Here is a 20,721-nt window from a genome sequence, read left to right on the forward strand (position 1 = left end):
CTCCTACTCACAGTCGAGATTGGGTGTTGCATAGCGTATCGCAATATTTTTCATTTGTGTATAATTTCTTAATGCAACAAAGCCCTTTTCACGACCGATACCGCTCTTTTTATAACCTCCAAACGGCATTTGAATGCCACCTGCTGCGCCATAATTATTGACGAACACTTGTCCAGCCTTCACACGACTTGCCACATAATGTGCTGTGTCTAAATCTTTTGACCAAACACCGGCTACTAATCCATAATCGGTCCCGTTTGCTAATGCAATCGCTTCATCTATTGTTGTAAACGTCAATATTGTTAACACTGGGCCGAAAATTTCCTCTTGCGCCAGTGCAGCATTTGCATCTACGCCATCGAGAATCGTCGGTTGAATATAATAGCCTTTTTCATAGCCTTTAATCGTTATTGTTGCGCCACCAGAGATGACATAGCCATTTTCTTTTGCCTGCTGCAGAAGTGTGGAAATCTTCACGTATTGCCGTTGGTTTAATAGTGGCCCCATATCAACATCCGCTTCTCCTGGGCCGACCTTCAATGCTTGAAATTTCGTAACTAGCTTTTCGACGAAAGCTTCTTTCACATCTTTTTCAATAAGTAACCGCGCACCCGCCGAACATGTTTGTCCAGCATTTTGGATAATGGCACGAACTACCCCTTCTAGTGCCTGTTCCATCGGCGCATCTGCAAAAACAATATTTGGCGATTTGCCACCAAGTTCTAAAGTGACAGGAACAATGTTTTGAGCCGCTGCCTTCATCACTTCAATACCAGTAGGGACAGAGCCTGTAAAAGTTATATGATCAATATCAGTATGTGTCGTTAAAAATGGTCCTACATCTCGACCTAAGCCTGTTATATGCTGAAAAATCCCTTTCGGCAATTTTTCAGCAAACCATTTCGTCATAGCATGCGTCGTCAAAGGCGTATCCTCAGCACTTTTAACAATTACTGCGTTCCCTGTTGCAATCGCTGCGGCAACGCTTCTTGCTGTAATTTGTAAAGGATAGTTCCACGGCACAATATGGACAGTAACCCCAACTGGTTCTAAGACAACCGCATTTAAAATACCGTCTTCGATAGGAATTGTGTCCCCCATAATCTTGTCTGCCGCTCCGCCGTAAAATTCAAAGTAGCGAGCAGCCGCTTCAACATCGGCACGTGCCTGTGTCAAAGGCTTACCAACATCACGACACTCTAGCAAACTCCATTCTTCAGCATGCATACGTATATATTGTGCTAATTGTATAAGTAGCTGACCTCGCTCAAAAGCTTTCACTTGGCGCCACTCTTCACTTTCATATGCATGACGAGCCGCACGTACCGCCTCGTCTACCTGTTCCTTACTAGCATTCTTTAGTTGCGCGAGTACTTCACCAGTAGATGGATTTACCACATCTATTAACCCCTTACCATCTCCTTGCACCCACTTACCATTTATTAACATAGGAATAATTTGCATCGTACCCCTCCTATAAGCCACGGCCACCGTCAACATGTAACGTTGTGCCTGTCACCATTGCTGCTGCGTCTGATAGTAAATAATTTACTGCACCTGCTATATCAGTTGGATCAACTAAACGACCAAGTGGCACTGATTGTATAAAGACATTGTGCTTTGTTTGCTCTGCATCAGCACCATCTGCAGTAAACTGTGCTAGCATCTGCGTATCTGCTGGTCCTGGATGAATTGTATTAACACGAATTTGATGAGATGCAAGCTCAATCGCCAGCCCACGTGTAAAGCTTTCGGCCGCTCCTTTTGAAGCAATATAAGCCTGCAAGCCAGGACGGGGACGCACTGCGGAAATAGATGCAATTGTCACAATTGAGCCTTTTTTTCGCTCCTTCATATAAGGAACTACGGCCTTTGTCGTAATAAATAAACTTTTCACATTTACGTCCATAAGCCGATTCCAGTCATCCATAGTTACTTGCTCAATCGGTGTCGCAGCCTGTGCAATACCTAGCGCATTAACGAGCCCATCAATCCTTCCATACTTTGCAAAAACCTCTTGCGTAATCGCCCGAATACTTTCTTCCTGCAAAACATTGACCTCGTATGTTTGTAACGATTCCTGCGCTAGGTCAGCGAGTGAGGCAACTGATAAATCAATGCCGATTACAATATTTCCTTGCTCTAGCTGATCTTGAATAATTGCTTTCCCCATGCCTCCACCAGCACCTGTCACAATAAGTACTTGCTGTGCCACCGCCATCTTACACACCCCCTGCTGTTTGTCTTATGTTTACAAGCGCCTGACAAATTGCATCGCCCATTTGTGAGGTTGTCGCTTGTCCTCCAATATCCGCTGTTTTTACGGCACCGTCTTTTAGCACGGCTTCAATTGCCATTACAACTCGTTTCTCTGCATCTGGTCTACCGATATGCCCAAGCAATAAAGCAAGAGACCAAATTTGTGCAATCGGATTGGCAATCCCTTTCCCTGCAATATTGGGTGCAGAACCATGCACTGGTTCGAACATCGATGGAAACTCCTTTTCAGGATTTATATTTGCCGAAGGAGACAGCCCAAGTCCTCCGACAATCGCTGACCCTAAATCCGACAGAATATCACCAAATAAATTGGATGCCACAACTACTTCAAAATCTTGAGGACGTTCTACAAAATAAGCGACTAATGCATCAACATAAATAGATTCTAGCGATAATGTTGGCGAGGCTTTTTCTACAATATGTTTCGTATGCTCATCCCAAAATTTCATGGAATGAATAATGGCATTTGATTTCGTAGCACTTGTAATTTTCGACTTACCATATTTACATGCATAGTCACATGCTGCTTGTACGATTTTTTCAACCCCGAGCCGTGTCATAATCGTATTTTGAATTGCCATTTCCTGTGGCTGATTAGGATACATATGGCCACCGCTATTGGAATATTCACCTTCTGTATTTTCACGAAAAATAACCATATCTATATCCCTGCCATTTATGAGTGGTGACGCAATACCTTGTAGCGATTTGACCGGCCTGAAATTTACATATTGCTGAAATTGTTTGCGTATGGGCATAATGAATTCCCATACTGTAACATCATCTGGTACACGAGCATCACCGATTGCACCGAATAAAATTGCATCATAGTTCCTTAATATTGTAAGTGCATCATTTGGCATCATAGTGCCATGTTGTACGTAATAATCCGAGCTCCATGGAAAAATGGTCGTTTCAATTTGTAAAGATGGATCATCTTGCTGAAGTTGGTCAAGCACTTTTAACGCTTCCACCATTACTTCCTTGCCTATACCATCTCCAGGAATAACAGCGATTTTGACCATTACACTTCACCTGCTAAAAACTTTAATGCCGCTAAACGGTAAATGGCCGTCGTTTCTGCCAGTTCTTCAATATCGACATATTCATTAATTTGATGCGGAATTTCACGATCACCCGCCCCAACCGTGACAATGGGTACACCATGTACATGAAGGAAAGTACCATCCGTTGCACCTGGGACACCGTTATAAATCGGCTCTTTCTGCGTTACTTCTGCCACCGCTTCATAAATTGCTTGTACTACTGGTTCTTCCTTCGCAGTAGCGGTTGCCGGGCGATTATCAAGTACAGTGAGCTCCACTTTAAAGTCTGGATCATCTGCTTGTAGTCGTTGAATAATGGCATCAATTTTCCCAAGTAATTCATCATGATTCTGTGCTGGTACGGTGCGAATATCAAGCGTCGTCATACAATGATCTGGAATAACATTAATTTGCGCATCACCTTTCACAGGAGCGCGTAAAATCGTTGGCGTAATCGATGGCCAGTTGAGCATTGGGTCTTTCCCTAATCGTGCCTGCTCTTCTTTTTCTAACTTTTCTAGCTCCACAATCAATCGTGCCATCCGCCAATTCGGATTAATGCCGCTCCATGAAATCGCACCATGCGCCATTTTGCCGAAAATATCGACCTGTAATCGAATAGCCCCACGCTGTGCAATGCATACATTGTTTTCCTGCGGCTCACAAATAATCGCCCCGTCTACGCCATCCGCCCAGCCATTGCGGATAAAATGTTTAATGCCAAGCATAAGCCCCTCTTCATCACACGGGATGCATAAAATGATTTTGCCTGTAAATTCCTCACCGTCTAGTAACAATGACTGACAAGCAGTAATCATACATGCGAGATTCCCTTTTGTATCATTTGTCCCTCGACCATACATACGCCCATCAATGATTTCAGCTCTGAACGGATCATAAGTCCACGCCTCACGATTGCCCTCCGTGACGACATCTGTATGTCCTTCAAATAGTAGGGTTTTCCCTGGCTTCCCCGAATCAATAATGCCAATGACATTTGGTCTTCCAGGTACAACTTCTTCCACAAACGTTTCAATACCGATATCTCGTAAATATTGTGCGACGTAATTGGCTACTTCCTGTTCATTTCCATGCGGGTCATTTTCCCGATAGACACTTTCGATCCGAACGAGCTTTTGTGTTAATGCAATGACCGTTTCTCGATCACGTTTATACGTTTCCGTTGTCTTTATAGTTGGTTCTAGCATTTAGGAAGCCCCCTTTATATTAGTAAAAAATTTACAAATCATATTTTCATATTGTATATTTACTAATATATTGGTTAAATTGATAATCATTCATAGAATTACAGGATCTTTTTTTGCTATGATTTCCCCAATAGAAAACACTCGCTCAAAACGCTATAAAAGCTACGTTTTGAGCGAGTGCACGTATGTTAATCCCCAGCTAGTAATTGGTACTCATACTTAGTAAAATCCATAAGATGCTTAATTTTCTTTTGAAAATATGGAGCAATATCTTCGGTAATTAAGAAAGCACCCGTGACTGGATGAATAGAAGAGAGTTGAAAAATAGTTCGCAACTCCTCTAAAGAAATACCTCTCAATGTTTCCCTACCTTGAATTAATTTACGCTCATCCCCTAAAAGATTCCACGTCACTTCCCGTATAACATTGTTTTCGGAAAGATAATAAGGAGACCTCATTTGTTCTACAAAAAGACACTGCTCGTTCGCAAATTGAAGCGCTTCCTGTTGTATATCATTTGCCCCAATAAACATATAATAGTCATAACCGAACTGTACGAAAAAATCCTCAGTAATCAGTTGACAATAAATATACTCTCTCAGCGCCATTTTACAGACAATAGGAATTTGATCAATGGTTACTAGCATATCTTCTGCCAATGGAATTGTATCAAACAATGGGTCATACAATGGAGAAGTTTTATCCACGTTACTCAAACCATACGTCTCAAGATGAATGAGTCGTACGTTCTCTATTTGATAAACCTCTAGAAATTTCATTACCGTATCCACATATGCTCTCTCGACCTGTAAATAATTGTCTAACGTTACTATTTCTCCATGAAAAGATTTCCCGATTTCTGAAGCACTTGTCCACTCATCTCTCAAATAATAGCCTTCTGCATTTCGATAAGCTGGATTGTATTTTGTAATCCGCCATTGATAATTGATTTCTTTACTCACAGATAGGCACCTACAATTTAAATAAAAGTAGAGATTAACTAAAGTGTTGTGTTAAAAACCTTATCAATTTTCGCTCTATCATAGTCTAAAATCCAATCATTATGCTTTTCATAAATATCTTTTATTGTAGCAGGTGAAGTTGCCAACAAATCACAACCTCTGTCATCGTAGACGTGAAAAATGGTTTTCCGATGACTATTTATGAAGTATACGTCATAGTAAATCCGCGGTTTCAATCCTAAGTCTTGATTGCAAATGGCTTTTAACAATGGAATATAGTTAAAATCGGAAGTTTTACATTGTAAAGTAAATCGATGCGTTATTAATTTCCCATCTTCATCATCTTCAGGGAATATATATGGTAACGCTTCATGCTTTAATTTCAACAATAAAGATTTGTTCACATAGCGCGGAAAATTTCTTAACTTACGTTTTAAGTTTCTATTATTTTTTAAATCATGAATGTCCATCACGACAAAAATCTCTTCATGTGGCACATGTAGTGCTTCAAATAAAGTAATGGCTCTTTTATAACACCCTAACACATAAGGGCTATTTAGATAATGATACTCATTTTTCCAATCGACACCCAGTTCAAAGCGAATTCCAATATCCCAGCTATAAAATAAAGGTGGTCGAAGTTGTAAATGGGGGTAATTTTCGTGCATAAAGTCATTTAACTGCATTTTATCACCTCTCATTATTATCTCCTTAAAATTTCGAATTTCGGGGAAACACAAACTACTATGTTTCAATAACTATAAATGTTAGTATATTAGCTCTTTACCAAATAAACAGTGGTTTCTAATAACTTAAACTCGCCCAAAACGCTTTAAATGTAACATTTTAGGCGAGTTATTGTGTTCATAATATTATATAAATGACGGCTTTGAACACCTCTATTTACTTAACTCCCAGCTAATAAATAGTATTCATACTTACTAAAATCCATTTTATGCTTGATTTTCTTTTGGAAAAACTTCGCATTATCCTTTGTAATTAAGTAAGAGCCTGTTACTGGATGGATAGATGATAGTTGAAAAATATTTTGCAATTCCTCTAAAGAAATATCAGTCAATATTTCACTATCTTCGATTATTCTTTCTCCTGGAAAGCTCCATGCCACTTCTCGAATAACATTTTTTTCAGAAAGATAATACGGGGATATCATTTGTTCTACAAAAAGACGCTGCTCGCTCGCAAATTGAATCGCTTCCTGTTTTATGCTAGTAGCACCAATAAATAGATAATAGTCATCACCGAGATGGACAAAGAAATCCTCGGTAATCATTTGGCAATGAATAAACTCTCGCAACGCCATTTTACAGACAATAGGAATTTGATCAATGGTTACTAGCATATCTTCTGCCAATGGAATTGTATCAAACAATGGGTCATACAATGGAGAAGTTTTATCCACGTTACTTAAACCATACGTCTCAAGATGAATGAGTCGTACGTTCTCTATTTGATAAACCTCTAGAAATTTCATTACCGTATCCACATATGCTTTCTCGACCTGTAAATAATCGTTTAACGTCAATATTGCCCCCTGAAAAGATTTTCCGATTTCTGAAACACTTGTCCATTCATCTCTCAAATAATGTCCTTCAGCATTTCGATAAGATGGATTGTATTTTGTAATCCGCCATTGATAGTCGATTTCTTTATGCACTAATATATACACCTCCATTTTTATAATATTAATTAGATATTATCAAAAACTAATCACGAATTCTTTTAAAAACAGCATCATAAGTACCTAATTTAATAGTGTTATTTTTTAAATATTCTACCTTGTCGGTCCCTGCTTGCCTACACCCTATTTACTTCTATTATCCAAAATATCTTGAATCGTATAGTCTGCTAGCACAGATTGAAACGTTTTTTCCGCTTTCGCAATAATCATTGAAATAAAACGTTCTGAACCGGTAGATGGTACTGACCAATAAGGTGTTTCACTATCATTTCCTAACACGATATAAATATCTTGCATCGTAATTTGCGCTGGTGCTTTATTGAGACAATAGCCACCGTAACGGCCACTATGCGCCTGTACATAGTCATGTTCTGCAAGCTTCGCAAGCATTTTCCTAACGAAGGTAGCATCCTCCCCTAGCTTCTCCGCAATAACATTACTTTTTTGTAGTTCATTCGATTCCGCCATTAGGACGATTGCTCGCAATGCTACATGGAACCATTTTGGCCCTAGATCACCCGATTGGATAAGTAGCTGCATTGTCATTCCCCCAATTTTCAAAATACTCTATTTTTAATTTGACTTCTCTTATTCATTGTACTATATTTTAATTGTGATATTTTAATCACAATTAAAATGATAGCGTTTTCAAAAATAAGGAGGGCATGCAATTGGAAAATCGAGTACATTCTGAGTTAACAACATTCTTATCCGCTATGCAGGAACTAAATTTAACAAGAGAGAATATTGCTGAATCACGTAGTGTCATGAATGAAGCGCTTGGTAGCGAAGAAGTAAAAATGGAAAACGTTACAACGACAGAACGCTATATTACTAGTCCTAACGGGGCACCAGATGTACGAATTCGAATTTACGAACCGACTGAAAAATACGGCACGTTGCCTGCTATTTTGTATATCCACGGCGGCGGTTTTATCATTGGGTCTATCGAAATGTTTGATGCAAGTTGTCAGATGCTTGTTTCACAATTAGATTGTGTGGTCGTTTCAGTTGGCTATCGCTTAGCACCCGAACATCCTTATCCTGCTGGTGTAGAAGATTGCTATACAGCGCTTGAATGGGTAGCGGCAAATGCGGATGAATTAGGTATCGATTTAACACGTCTTGCAGTACATGGTGCAAGTGCTGGAGGCGGATTAACGGCTGCTGTTTCACTCATAGCTCGGGATCGAAAAGGGCCTAAAATTGCTTTCCAAATGCCACTATATCCAATGATTGATAATCGTTGTACTTTACCTTCAAATGACGAAATTTCAGATGCCCGAGTATGGAATGGTCCACAAAATCATCTAGCATGGGAAATGTATTTAGGGCCAAATTACGCTGTTGATGCGCCTATTTATGCGGCTCCTCTTCATGCAGAGGATTATAGCGATCTACCTCCTACGTATACATTTATAGGAGATTTAGATCCATTCCGTGATGAAACAATCGAATATATTGCCAGACTGACAAAGGCGGGTGTACCGACCGAATTCCATCTATATCCAGGTTGCTTCCATGGCTTTGAACACATGGTCCCTCAAGCGGTAATCAGTCAACGTGCAATTGAAAATTATATGTATGCCTTTAAAAAAGCTTTTGAAAAAGCGGCTTCACCTACTACTTAACTAATCAGCGATTCTGGGGAATTTATCGGTGATTTCCAATGTTCTATCGGTAATTCCTGATGCTCTATCGGCGATTCCTGATGTTCTACCAGCGATTCGCATGGTTTTATCGGCGATTTCAAAATCAACCAATCCAACATTTCTGCCGTTGATGTCCGCTGCGGGCGGGGGTTCCTCGGGCACACCATTAGCCTCAGGAGTAGCCGACTCTGCTACTATCAACTATAAAAGAATCACATTCCTTTCTATATCAAGACAACAAAAAGAGCATCTAAATTTAGATGCTCTTGCGAATATTTTTTTATGCTATTATTGCTGACGTGATTCCGTCATTTGCTTCCATACAGAACCTTTTGCCTCTTCACCTTGTTCAATACGAGCGATGGCCATTTTTACTTGAAGCTTCACTTCAAACTCTTTATCCTCTTCAGCTGCCTTTAACGCTTGTAATGATTGCTCTGTCCCTACTTCATACAAATACATCGCTGCGCGCCAACGAACAAGCTTATTTTTATCTTGCAATGCTTGTTGCATCGCCTCTTCAAATTCCACCAAGCCTAGGTCACTCATACAGTCGCCCGCAGTACGGCGCACCGCAGCACTTTTATCACGTAATGCTTTTTCCAAATACGGTACAACTGCTACATCTTCTATCATGCCTAAGTAAACTGTTGCTAGGCGACGAATAGACATTTGTTCATCTTGCAACGCTAAATCTAAAAGTGGCAGGTCATCTAGCTCTGGATCCGCCATTTGGTCAAGTAATTGGAAACGTTTTTCCCATTCTGGCTGTTGGAACTGCTCCACCGTTATTTTTAGTTTAGCAGGCTTTTGGTAAACCTTTTCTGTATCATTAATCGTTGCCACAATGTCAGCTAAACGTTGTGCAGAATAAGTTACATCAATTTCCTGTTTGACCGCTTCTGCAATTTCCTCAAGCTCGCCATAACGAACACCGTAGTCAATCCATTTACGTTGGAAGATATAGTTTTCATCGACATCTGTTTCAATAATTTTATTGAAGGCATCAACAAAGCGTTCACCACAGCTTACACGGTATTCGCGTTGATTATCAAATACCTTTACTTGCAGTGGGACCTGTTTGTAAAACTGTACATGGACATAAACTTCACCGTAAAATTCATTGGCAATTTGTATATCACTAGCTTCCGTTACATCCTCGCCTAATACTTGTCGAATGCTCGATAAAATACTTTCCCATGCGTATTTTGCATTACGCTCAACTGCAAAGAAATCTGCTACATGATAAACACCTTTAACCCCCTCAATGGCTAAAATAGCTGCCGATTCACCAGTAGCCTCGTCTTTATTATCCTTTGTAAAGTTAAAGCTTTTGCCAAACGGTAACTCCGTATCGACGATAATCTTCATAGAATTGGGACTTGGTGTCGGCTCAATTGTAATAATTTTCATGTTATACGCTCCTTATCCGTTTACGATTTCATCTAAGTACGACCATCTTTCTATTAAATGCTCATATTTTGCATTCAGCTCATCTAGTTTAGCCGTTAACTCCTGTAATTTAGTAAAGTCAGCGCCAGCGCTTGCAATACCTTCTTCTGTCTCCATAATTGCAGTCTCTGTTTTTTCTATATCATCTGCAATGGTTTCCCATTCTTTTTGTTCTTTAAATGATAGTTTTTTCTTATCTGATTTTGGCTTCTCTATCTTTTGCTTGTCGGCTTTCGGTGCTTCCACTTTCACAGACGTTTCCTGCTCCCGCTTCTGTAAATAATCACTATAAATATCAAGTGACTCATCTACATGTCCTTGTCCGTCTAAAACCCATAGTTTTTTAGCAATACGATCGAGGAAGAAGCGATCGTGGGAAATAGTAATTACGACACCTGGGAAATGTTCAATAAAGTCCTCTAATACCCCAAGTGTTTCAATATCTAAGTCATTGGTTGGCTCATCCAGTAATAGCACATTCGGTTGCTCCATTAATAATCTTAATAAGTGCAGACGCTTGCGTTCTCCACCGGATAACTTACCAATCGGCGTACCATGTGCATGTAGTGGAAATAAAAAACGCTCCAACATTTGTGCAGCAGAATAGCGTACACCCTCGGCATCCGTAATATCATTTGACGCTTCACGAATATATTCAATCATGCGCTCATTTTCATTCATCTTCGGTAACGTTTGTTTAAAATGTGCAAGTTTTACAGTAGAACCGACATGAATTTCTCCTTTGTCTGGCGACAGTTCACCAGCAAGCATGTTGAGTAAAGTTGACTTTCCAACGCCATTGGCACCAATTATACCGATTCGATCGCCCTGTTGCAGTAAAAACGTAAAATGCTCTACTATTTTTTGCGAACCGAAAGCCTTTGATATATTTTCAGCCTCTAATACTTTTCGTCCAAGTCGCGTTGTTGCTAAGCCCAGTTCAAGAGAAACATCATCTGACTTGCGCTCTAAGTTATCTTCTAGCTGTTCGAAGCGCTGAATACGTGCCTTTTGCTTTGTTGAGCGTGCCTTCGCACCACGGCGAATCCATTTTAACTCTGAACGATAACGATTGCGATCTTTTTGGGCTGAAGCAGCAGCCATTTCCTCGCGAATTGCACGTGCCTCTAAAAAGTCTCCATAATTCCCTGTATGGCGATATAGCGTTTGGTCTGCTATTTCGTAAATATGCGTCGACAATTCATCTAAGAAATAACGATCATGGGTAATGAAAATAACAGCACCCTTTAAGCGTAACACCATTTCCTGTAGCCATTCTGTTGACTGAACATCTAAATGGTTGGTCGGCTCATCTAATAAATAAAGGTCTGCTGGTTCAATTAACACTTTCGCTAAAGCGACACGCTTTTGTTGACCACCAGAAAGGGTTAACACTTCCTTATCAAACATTTCAATGCCTAGCTTTGTCAGCGCAGTTTTAGCAAGTGCATTGACATCCCATGCTTGCTCTTCGTCCATGCGCTGCTGTAAGCTAAACAATGTTTTTTGTAAGCTTTCTGATGTTGGATTTAACGCGAGGGCTGCAACAATTTCTTCATATTGACGGTTAAGTTGTAAAACGGGAGAATCACCGGCAAACACTGCCTGTAGTACTGTTTCGCCACTATTAAATGTAGGTTCTTGCGGTAAATAAGCAACACGATATTTATTTGGGCGATCAATCTCTATTGCATCCGCTTCGATTTGACCGGCTAAAATTGATAGCAATGTTGATTTCCCTGTTCCGTTAATGCCAATTAGACCCGCACGTTCCCCTTCATATATTGTAAATTCAATATTTTGAAAGAGCGTTTTATCGCCCACTGTCTTCGTTAAATTTTGTACGATTAAATGACTCATTATGCTTTTCCATCTCTTTCGTTTTGTAATTGCTCTAAAAAGCATACCATAAATTGATGACGTTCATTAGCCATTTGCTTGCCTTTATCGGTCGTCATTAAATCTTTTAATAATAAAAGCTTTTCGTAAAAATGGGTTACAGACGACGTATTTTTACTACGATAATCTTCCTCAGACATTGTTGTTCTTGCTTCCTCTGTGTCATCATATAATTTCCGACCTTTGGCACCCCCATAAGCAAATGTCCGCGCAATTCCAATCGCTCCAATTGCGTCTAAACGATCAGCATCCCGTACAATTTTCGCTTCAATAGAAGTTGCCTCTAGCTCATTGCCACCATTAAATGACACTTGTGCGATACAATCACGAATATGTTGTTTTTTAGCTTCACTTATTTTCAATTCATGAATCAACTTGTCTTCTTGCTCTTTACTATCTGTATACTTCTTATCACTTACATCGTGTAAAAGCACTGCCATTTTCACAACGTCTGCATCTGCTTTAGGCTCTGTATGTAAAATCGCTAACGCATTTTGATAAACACGCTCAATATGTTGAAAGTCATGACTCGCATCAAATTGCTCATATATGCTACGCACCTTGTTCTTTAACTCATTCATATTATTAATCAGTCCTTTCTCTTTGCCTATTATACTGTATTGCTATGGGAAGTTGGTAACGATGTCGCCTTTTCTATAGGAAAAACAAAAAAAGATACATATCAATTGACTAATTATTCAGAATATTGTAGGATAAATATACAGAACAAACTTTATTGTTCTGTAAGCTCACAATTTGCGTAATGTACAAAAGCTATGTGTTTTTACAGTTTTAAACAACTTCAGCGGGTATACAATTGAATACTGTTTTGCAAAGAAATGCGTATAGTGTAACCGATCATCTTCAATAAAAGTGAACACTTTCCCTAAAATTTCAAGTTTGTTGACCCGCATAGTGGAAGTACAATACAAAAATGTGAACAACCAGTTAGCTTTGTTTTCGCGACCGCGAAGGTTTTGACCAAATGTAGCAAGGCGTTATGGATTTATCATTAAACGCTGTTACCTTCTAACATGCTTTTACTGAATATGTTTGAACGTAACTTCTCCTTTTAATGATTAATGTATAACCCACTATGCGATCATTTTGCGAAAAGCCGCTTCATTAGAGTCGTGTTAACAATATTCGATAATTCATTTAGACAATGAAAGTTCATTTAAGCCATTTGTAAGAAATACGTTATGAAGGAAGTAGGAAAGAAATTGATCGTATGTAATACCCTCCCGCTGAAGGAACAATAAAAGCTGCCCATCTCGATGAGATGTTGGCAGCTTTTATGAATTAGGTTGCTTTCTTTCTATTTTAGCATTCTATTTTTTTCTTTTTACAAACCCTTACCAATAACCGTATCAATTTCCTGTAATAGCTTGGCATTTTTCATCGTTGAGCTTAAATTTAAATGGCTTTGATCAACTTGAATAACAGCTATATGCATGCCTTCTTTAATGCTAGCACTTGGTACAGGTACCATCCCTTCAATATCAAATGTCATTATTAAATCTGGAAATCTCGATTGAATAGTCCCTGCCTTTGATAATGTCATATATTCATTCCAGAAAGTTAATTCAACATCCTCAACAGTTAAGCTACCGACATCAAAGCCGTTCTCCTTTATCAAAGAAAAATCCTTTACTACTCCAGATACGATATGCTCGCCATTTAACAGTTGAATAATATTATCTAATTTTTCATCCATTGTTCGCCCATTTAGGAAGCTATATCCGAGCTCAATAGCAGCAGATATTGCATTTGGTGCACCATGTTCCTTCAAATAGCCTATTGTTACTGGATTACGTGTCACCGCTACCATTCCTCCAGCTAGAATAGAAGCATGACGAACTGTTTTTGCAGTGTTTTGTAAATTACCTTCAGCTAAGCCTTGAATAGCGAAATCATCTTTTCCACCTGCATAAAATTGAACGGATTGATAATCTTGTTGCTCATGTAGGTTTAAAGAACCCATTATGGCAGTCGGGTGAGCCCGTCCATTGCAAGGGGCATCAACAACTGGTACGTTCAATAATACCGATTGTAACCAACCATTGATTGTCGTTATAGCACCATTTTCATTCGTAATAATTCCTTTTAATTGATGATCCATATAAGTATTCATATGTTGATAGCTCCAGCATAGCTGTTCATTGGATACATATTGTTCTTCCGCTGAAGGTGCTCCAACCATCGCTACGCAGGCTACTAAATCTTCATGGTTTAATGCCGTTAGATCGATAAGTTGAGGGTTTCCAGCAGCGAAAATTTCCTCAACTAACTTTAAGCCTTCCCCTAGGAGGCCACCACCGCCGCCTCCTAGGATTGCCCCTCCATAAACAGCAGCTAAACCATCCTCATACGTTAACACCTTTACCATCTGCACTTACCCCTTTCTATTTTCCTATTTTCAGAATGGAAGAAAAGAAGCTATATAAAGCGTCTCCAGCAATAACACCTGCTGCAAAAACAGTCATTTCAGATTCTCTCTTACCTTTTGTCATATAAGTGAAAATAACACGAAGTAAAATGCCTACTAATACTGCCCAACCAGCTATAGGATTGATTAGTAATAAACCAGTCGCAAACAGAATACCCATTTGTCTCTTTGAACCGCCAATTAATTGAATCAATGCCCCAGGAATCGCCCAAATCAATAGCTGTTTTGCTACGTCACCAGTCACTCCTGATTGGATAGTGGCTGCGTATACATGGTTGACAGGTGCTACTAAACCCTGTTCAAAATAAGATTGATATGAAAGTAAAACTACAACAGCAGCTATTGAAAACGCTAGCATACCAGCAATCATTTGCTGTTTACGTCCTTCTTTTTCTAATACAGGATCACTGCCATTTCCACGTAAAATAAAACCTGTTTTCAAGTCATAACCCATATCTGCAAATGCTACCCCTGTTGCCGCACTAAAGCCAGCTAACAAAGCAAGAGCAGGTGCCGGGAAACCAATTAATATTCCGACAATTAGTGTGATAAACGCTACTGCAAATGCAGGGAACCAGCCTGCATGCATTGCAGCAATCCCAACGATAAGTTCGTGAACAAACGCTGCAATTGTTGCGAAAATGATAAAGCCGATGAGCATTCCAAAAGACATATGTGAAATCATACCACCTATTAAAGCAATTAATAATGCAATCGCTAAATAAGCAATAAAACCTACACCGAAACCTTGTCGAATTTCTTTTTGGTCTTTTGAATAGATTAATTCTTCTGACTCTTTAGTTGCTCTTTTACCTAGCAAAGTAAAAGCAACCTGGAAAAGGGCTACAATGCCCGCTCCAATCATAACACCATGTGGTATATAATATTCATTCAAATCGACATTAAATAATTGAACAGAATAACCTCTCAGTAAAAGACCAATTCCAAACATGGTAAGCGCCCAAATATTTCCGATAAATGCTACCCCGAAAGCTGACATTGGAATTTTAAGAACAGACCCAACTATACCGATTAACACTCCGCCAATTAAAACCTTTGCATTTTTACCACCTTTATCACCGGCTTTAATAGCCTCTGCTGTTGCAATCCCCGGTGGCCAAGTACCTGTTGCTGGGAAAATCTTTGTATCAAAAAATTTATATAATAATAAAGCATCCACAAACATTGCTAATATAACACCAATAAACAATGGCAAAACTAAATTTTCATAACCTAAAACATATGGAATACCAATTGGCAACATTAAACTACTCGCTGCACTAAAAGTAGCCGATGAGATTGCAGTCTGTATAATATTTTGTCTATGCACGGATTTAAATGCAATTAGCTTGCCAATTGGAATTCTTCCTAAAATCATCGCAAATATCGCACCAATAATGGATGTATTAGCAGAAATACCTAAAGTCGTAATTAGCTGTATCCCAATAATTGCCCCTACAACAGATGTTAAGACAATCATTAGTAAAGTTACAGGCTCCAAAGCCCGTGGATGTAATACTTTATTATTCATAATGTCAGGTCCCCTATTGTTGTTATAGTTTAGATATGTGAGATTGAATTTGATGAGCAATTTTCACTAACTGTTCAAGCATGTATTTCTCCCTTTGATCGTCAATGTCATATACTAATCCAGATATCGTTAGAGATGCCATGATTTCTTTCTTATGATTGAATAATGGTACACTTATACCAAAAGCATGTTCATTGTACTCCCCGACAGTAACACACCACTTATTTTGTCGTATGGTTTGTAACTCCTCTTGTAAATTATCAAGTAGCTTTTTATGCTCCTCTTCAGACTGCTTTTCATGAAAATAGGCTAACAATTCAAGTTGCCTTTCTTTGTCTAAATAGGCAAACATAACTTTACAGGAAGCACCAATATAAAGCGGTGTTTTTGTACCTAAAGACACCGCATATTTTATATTCTTACTACTTTCAGCAATTTTTGTTGTGACTCCATACTCATTATCCATATAAGTTAGAAAGACTGATTCATTGATTTCACTTGCAAGACTTTGCATCAATTCATAAATTGTAAAGTGAGGGTCATTTGTATGGGAGAGCATGTCATGAAATATAAACATTTTATAACCTAATTTATATTTTTTTGTAGCTTCATCCTGTAATAAATACCCTGCTTCAGTAAATGTATTGATCGTTCTTTGCACAACACTTGTATGTAATTTTGTCATGCGTGCAATTTCACGTACACCTAAAGCACTTTCTGTAGTTGCAAAGCATTCTAGTATATCCAATGAGTTTTTTAATGTCTTGACAGTCATTTATATATTTCTCCTTTTATGCGTTTTGGTAACCGTAACGTTTTTCAGCTACCTCTAAAGAAATATATCCATTTAATAGATCTTTTTCAATTGCTTTCGTACTTCTCTCTTGTGGATTGCCATAGCCTCCCCCTGTTGCTGTGACAAGTTCAATACGATCGCCTTTCTGTAATTCATAATTGGCGAGCACTCCTACTGGCCCGACCTTTGCACCATCTTTTTTATGAATAATCAGATAGTTATGCGAACCTTCCTCACCATCATTTAAGCCAAACGGTGCAAATTTATGTCTACCTAAGTTGACAGAAACCTTTTGGCTATCATGATTAACGGTATAAACTCGGCGTACACCTAAGCCACCTCTATATTGCCCTGCACCAGCACCATCGCAATTTAAGCTATATTCATCAATTTGAATACCGTATTTTGTCTCTGCAATTTCAACAGGAAGATTATACGTTTCTCCATCTCCCATACAATATTGCCCACTTTGACCATCGTCATCATTTGATGCTCCCCAGCCACCTACTGATGGCTCAACAATTAGGAATGATTCATTATTTTCAGGATTTTTGCCTGTTAAAATAAATGTACAAACCGACTGTAAATGCCCAGCTGATAATCTTTCAGGTAAATGAGGTGCAAGTGCCTTCCAAATTAAGTCTGCTGCTCCAATACGTGCCTCAAAGTTCATCGAAACAGGATGTGGACGCTTGGCTGATACAATTGAATTATCATCTGTAAGAATTGTTAGGCGTGTAAAGACACCTTCATTAATCACGTCAATATCTCCAAGTAATGCTAAGAACATTACACGAACACTAGCCATTAAGCCAAATTGTGAACAGTTTACTGGCACATTCACAGCAGGGTGTGAGCCTCTAAAGTCACAAATAAATTCTTCATCGCTAATCGTTACTTTCACTTTAATTGGATAAGGTCCACCTTTTAATGGATCGCCCTCAATAAAGTCTTCTGCATAAAATTCACCTTTTGGTAGATGTTGAAGCTCAAGCTCTACAATTTTTTCACCTTTGTCCAATAATTTTTGAATGGACAACTTCACCGATTCAGCACCAAATTTCCGACAAAGCTCTGAAATCCGTTTCTCACCTGTTTTCAAGGCTGCTACTTGCGCTAACATATCTCCAATAGATAGCTCTGGTAGACGAACATTTGTATATATAATTTCATAAATGCCTTCGTTAAGCTCCCCCTTTTGATAAAGCTTCACACCTGGTAGCTGAAGACCTTCCTGATAGATTTCATTTGAATTACTTGTAAATGAACCAGGGTCCATCCCACCTACTTCGGTCCAATGTGCTTTGTTTGCAGAATAAGCAATAATTTCTCCATTGTAGAAAATTGGTAAAACTAATCCTACATCTGATAAATGCGAGCCTCCCCCAACATAAGGGTCATTTATAATGATGACATCACCTTCGTTTAATTTTCTCCCATTATCATATTTTTCTATGACACGTTGAACCATTGGACTCAACATCCCAATAAAACTTGTCACACCATTACCTTGACTAATCAAATTACCCTTTGCATCAGTTAAACCGCAGGCATAATCTAAAACCTCATAGATAACAGGGCTCATCGATGAGCGTGCTAATGCAACAAACATCTCATCTCCAATGGCCAGCAATGAATCCTGAATAATTTCTATAGCAAAAACATCTTTTTTCATGTGTTATTTCCCCTCCATCTCTACAATTAGATTTCCGAATTTATCTATTTCAATAGATTGCTTTTCATTTATCACAACTGTAGATGTAGGACTTTCCACAATAGCAGGACCAGCAATAACATAGTCAGGTACTAATTTTTGTTGATCGTATACGCTAACCTCTACCCAGCCTGTTTCTTTGACGTATAGCTTTCGAGTTGCTTTTATACATGTCGAAGCATCAATATGTGAGAAATCTAACTCCTTAAACTGGACCGCTTCATCTTTTCCATAAATCGTCAGATGTAAATTTACTAGCTCTATTGAAGTCTCTGGTAAGTCAAAAGCGAACTCCTGTTTATGTTTGATATGGAAAGCTTCTGCTAATTGAGCTAGCTCTTTTTCATGAAGCGAAGTATTAGAGGCATTTAATTTAACTGCATGCTCTTGACCTTTATAGCGCAAATCATAATTAATCTCGAAATAATAATGTTCCTTCGATAAAGGTGCATCCGCATAAGCATTTTCAATAGCCTCATCAATATTTTTTTGGATAGCAGTTAAATGATGATTATCAAAATTCATTAAGCTGGTTTGAATATAATCTTGTCGATATTCTGTCATCAACATCCCTAATGCTGAAAAGACTGATGAGCCATAGGGAATAATAACTTTCTTCATGCCTAGTTCTTCAGCTAAATTAATCGCATGTAGTGGACCACCGCCACCAAAGGCAACCATTGTAAAATCCTCAGGGTCATAGCCTTTACGAATAGAAATGAGCTTAAGAGCATTTAGCATATTAGAGTTGGCAATATCTAAAATTCCTTGCGCTGCTTCTTCTGCTGTCACATTAAACGGTTTTGCGATTGCTTCAGTAAGTGCTTCCTCCACTTTGTCAATAGACACTGGATTATCGAAATTTTCTAATGATAATCTACCTAAATAGACATTTGCATCTGTAATTGTTGGCTGCGTATTGCCTAAACCATAAGCAACAGGTCCTGGATTTGCTCCAGCAGAATCTGGACCAACTTTTAAGGAGCCGAATGGATCGACGCGTGCGATGGAACCACCACCATTACCGATTTCAACAATATCTACAACAGGTGTTTTAATCGGATAACCTGCAAATTTTTCATTTCTTTCAATATAGTAATCTGTTGTAACATTTACTTTTCCTTCCGTAATGAGTGAACATTTTGCTGTCGTTCCGCCAACATCAAATGCAATGATATTCGCTTCATTTAAAAGCTCTCCTAGCTTTGCGGCACCAAACATACCCGCTACAGGACCAGATTCAACTAGATTAATTGGCAATTCCATCGCTTTATCAAAGCTTGTCGTTCCACCGTTTGATTGCATTATTTTCAAATGATCTGTTATACCAATCGAGCTTAATTTTTCTTTTAGGTTTTTTAAATAAGCGTGTGCAATTGGTTTTACATATGAATTTAAAACAGTAGTATTTGTTCTTTCGTATTCTCGATATTCTTTAATTGTTTCGCTTGAAAGTGTGATGTACACCTCTGGCCATAGCTTTTCAATTTCTTCTTTTAGCTGTAATTCATGAATTGGATTTTTATAGCCATGGATCAATGAAATAGCAATAGCCTCTACACCTAATTCCTTGAATTTACTAACAATTACTCCAACTTCATCGGTCTTAAGCGCTTTCATAATATTTCCTTTAAAATCGATGCGCTCATCAATCTCTTGTCGTAAGTATCGCTCTACAAAAGGTTCTGGTTTTTTATATTTAAAATTATAAAGGTCTGGACGATTACCACGAGCAATCTCTAATACATCACGGAAACCTTTCGTTGTAATCAGCCCGACTACGCCCCCTTTTCTTTCCGTTAATGTATTAATAATGACCGTTGAACCATGAATAAATGATTCAATCAATGAATCTTCCGTAACGTGTCGCCCTAATACATTTAAAATACCGTCCTCAAAATGACCTGGAGTCGTATGTCCCTTATCAAAATGAAGATTTCCCTTTACATCTGTGTAAACTAGGTCAGTAAATGTACCGCCGATATCTGTTGCGATTTTCAAGACTTCACCCCTCCGTGTTCCTATTATCGGAA

Annotated in this window: 18 protein-coding genes; 2 read left to right on the top strand and 16 right to left on the bottom strand. The window is 38.7% G+C overall.

Annotation, left to right across the window (positions count from 1 at the left end; all coding sequences use genetic code 11):
- Positions 1-3: 3 nt before the first annotated feature.
- The 8 genes from ACIP9C_RS01125 to ACIP9C_RS01160 all read right to left on the bottom strand — a co-directional run bounded on the left by ACIP9C_RS01125 (position 4) and on the right by ACIP9C_RS01160 (position 7,735).
- Positions 4-1,464, bottom strand: a complete 1,461-nt coding sequence (locus ACIP9C_RS01125) for an aldehyde dehydrogenase family protein (protein WP_401007835.1) — start codon at positions 1,462-1,464, stop codon at positions 4-6.
- 10 nt (positions 1,465-1,474) lie between these two features.
- Positions 1,475-2,221 (bottom strand): SDR family NAD(P)-dependent oxidoreductase, encoded by a 747-nt coding sequence (locus ACIP9C_RS01130; RefSeq protein WP_401007838.1) that lies wholly within the window; start codon positions 2,219-2,221, stop codon positions 1,475-1,477.
- 1 nt (position 2,222) lies between these two features.
- Entirely contained in the window at positions 2,223-3,305 is a 1,083-nt protein-coding gene (locus ACIP9C_RS01135) for a tartrate dehydrogenase (protein ID WP_401007840.1), read from the bottom strand.
- The gene (locus ACIP9C_RS01140) at positions 3,305-4,534 is read right to left on the bottom strand and encodes a M20 family metallopeptidase (protein WP_401007841.1); all 1,230 of its coding nucleotides are present in this window, start codon (positions 4,532-4,534) and stop codon (positions 3,305-3,307) included. Before ACIP9C_RS01140 ends, ACIP9C_RS01135 begins: the two co-directional genes overlap by 1 nt.
- A 188-nt stretch (positions 4,535-4,722) precedes the next feature.
- Positions 4,723-5,496, bottom strand: coding sequence for a DUF7683 domain-containing protein (locus tag ACIP9C_RS01145; RefSeq protein WP_401007843.1), 774 nt, complete (start codon positions 5,494-5,496; stop codon positions 4,723-4,725).
- Positions 5,497-5,534: 38 nt separating this feature from the next.
- The gene (locus tag ACIP9C_RS01150) at positions 5,535-6,164 is read right to left on the bottom strand and encodes a DUF3885 domain-containing protein (protein ID WP_401009162.1); all 630 of its coding nucleotides are present in this window, start codon (positions 6,162-6,164) and stop codon (positions 5,535-5,537) included.
- Between the two features lie 239 nt (positions 6,165-6,403).
- On the bottom strand, positions 6,404-7,171 hold the full coding sequence (locus ACIP9C_RS01155; RefSeq protein WP_401007845.1) for a DUF7683 domain-containing protein: 768 nt from the start codon (positions 7,169-7,171) through the stop codon (positions 6,404-6,406).
- A 147-nt stretch (positions 7,172-7,318) separates the two neighbouring features.
- Positions 7,319-7,735 carry an RrF2 family transcriptional regulator gene (locus ACIP9C_RS01160; protein WP_401007847.1) on the bottom strand — a complete coding sequence of 139 codons (417 nt, stop codon included), beginning with the start codon at positions 7,733-7,735 and terminating at the stop codon, positions 7,319-7,321.
- A gap of 131 nt (positions 7,736-7,866) precedes the next feature.
- On the opposite strand from ACIP9C_RS01160, the gene ACIP9C_RS01165 reads away from it, so the two are divergent.
- Together ACIP9C_RS01165 and ACIP9C_RS01170 are read left to right on the top strand one after the other, a co-directional pair.
- Complete coding sequence (locus ACIP9C_RS01165) at positions 7,867-8,826, top strand: alpha/beta hydrolase (protein WP_401007849.1); 960 nt, start codon at positions 7,867-7,869, stop codon at positions 8,824-8,826.
- A gap of 28 nt (positions 8,827-8,854) precedes the next feature.
- Complete coding sequence (locus ACIP9C_RS01170) at positions 8,855-9,145, top strand: hypothetical protein (RefSeq protein ID WP_401007851.1); 291 nt, start codon at positions 8,855-8,857, stop codon at positions 9,143-9,145.
- Here ACIP9C_RS01170 and ACIP9C_RS01175 read toward each other — a convergent pair.
- From ACIP9C_RS01175 to ACIP9C_RS01210, 8 genes are all read right to left on the bottom strand, one after another.
- Positions 9,136-10,260, bottom strand: a complete 1,125-nt coding sequence (locus ACIP9C_RS01175; RefSeq protein ID WP_401007853.1) for a conserved virulence factor C family protein — start codon at positions 10,258-10,260, stop codon at positions 9,136-9,138. The genes ACIP9C_RS01170 and ACIP9C_RS01175 overlap by 10 nt on opposite strands.
- A gap of 12 nt (positions 10,261-10,272) precedes the next feature.
- A complete protein-coding gene (locus tag ACIP9C_RS01180) occupies positions 10,273-12,159 on the bottom strand; it encodes an ABC-F family ATP-binding cassette domain-containing protein (RefSeq protein WP_401007855.1) in 1,887 nt (628 codons plus the stop codon).
- Positions 12,159-12,779 (bottom strand): HD domain-containing protein, encoded by a 621-nt coding sequence (locus ACIP9C_RS01185; RefSeq protein ID WP_401007860.1) that lies wholly within the window; start codon positions 12,777-12,779, stop codon positions 12,159-12,161. The genes ACIP9C_RS01180 and ACIP9C_RS01185 overlap by 1 nt, the downstream gene beginning before the upstream one ends.
- A 764-nt stretch (positions 12,780-13,543) precedes the next feature.
- A complete protein-coding gene (locus ACIP9C_RS01190; RefSeq protein ID WP_401007863.1) occupies positions 13,544-14,587 on the bottom strand; it encodes an S-methyl thiohydantoin desulfurase domain-containing protein in 1,044 nt (347 codons plus the stop codon).
- Between the two features lie 16 nt (positions 14,588-14,603).
- Positions 14,604-16,178 carry an OPT/YSL family transporter gene (locus tag ACIP9C_RS01195; protein ID WP_401007865.1) on the bottom strand — a complete coding sequence of 525 codons (1,575 nt, stop codon included), beginning with the start codon at positions 16,176-16,178 and terminating at the stop codon, positions 14,604-14,606.
- 22 nt (positions 16,179-16,200) lie between these two features.
- Positions 16,201-16,953, bottom strand: a complete 753-nt coding sequence (locus ACIP9C_RS01200; RefSeq protein WP_401007868.1) for an IclR family transcriptional regulator — start codon at positions 16,951-16,953, stop codon at positions 16,201-16,203.
- A gap of 16 nt (positions 16,954-16,969) precedes the next feature.
- Entirely contained in the window at positions 16,970-18,649 is a 1,680-nt protein-coding gene (locus ACIP9C_RS01205; RefSeq protein ID WP_401007870.1) for a hydantoinase B/oxoprolinase family protein, read from the bottom strand.
- A gap of 3 nt (positions 18,650-18,652) precedes the next feature.
- The gene (locus ACIP9C_RS01210) at positions 18,653-20,689 is read right to left on the bottom strand and encodes a hydantoinase/oxoprolinase family protein (protein ID WP_401007872.1); all 2,037 of its coding nucleotides are present in this window, start codon (positions 20,687-20,689) and stop codon (positions 18,653-18,655) included.
- Between the last annotated feature and the right edge of the window lie 32 nt (positions 20,690-20,721).

It is taken from the genome of Lysinibacillus sp. NPDC093210, assembly GCF_044753985.1.
Classification (GTDB): domain Bacteria; phylum Bacillota; class Bacilli; order Bacillales_A; family Planococcaceae; genus Lysinibacillus.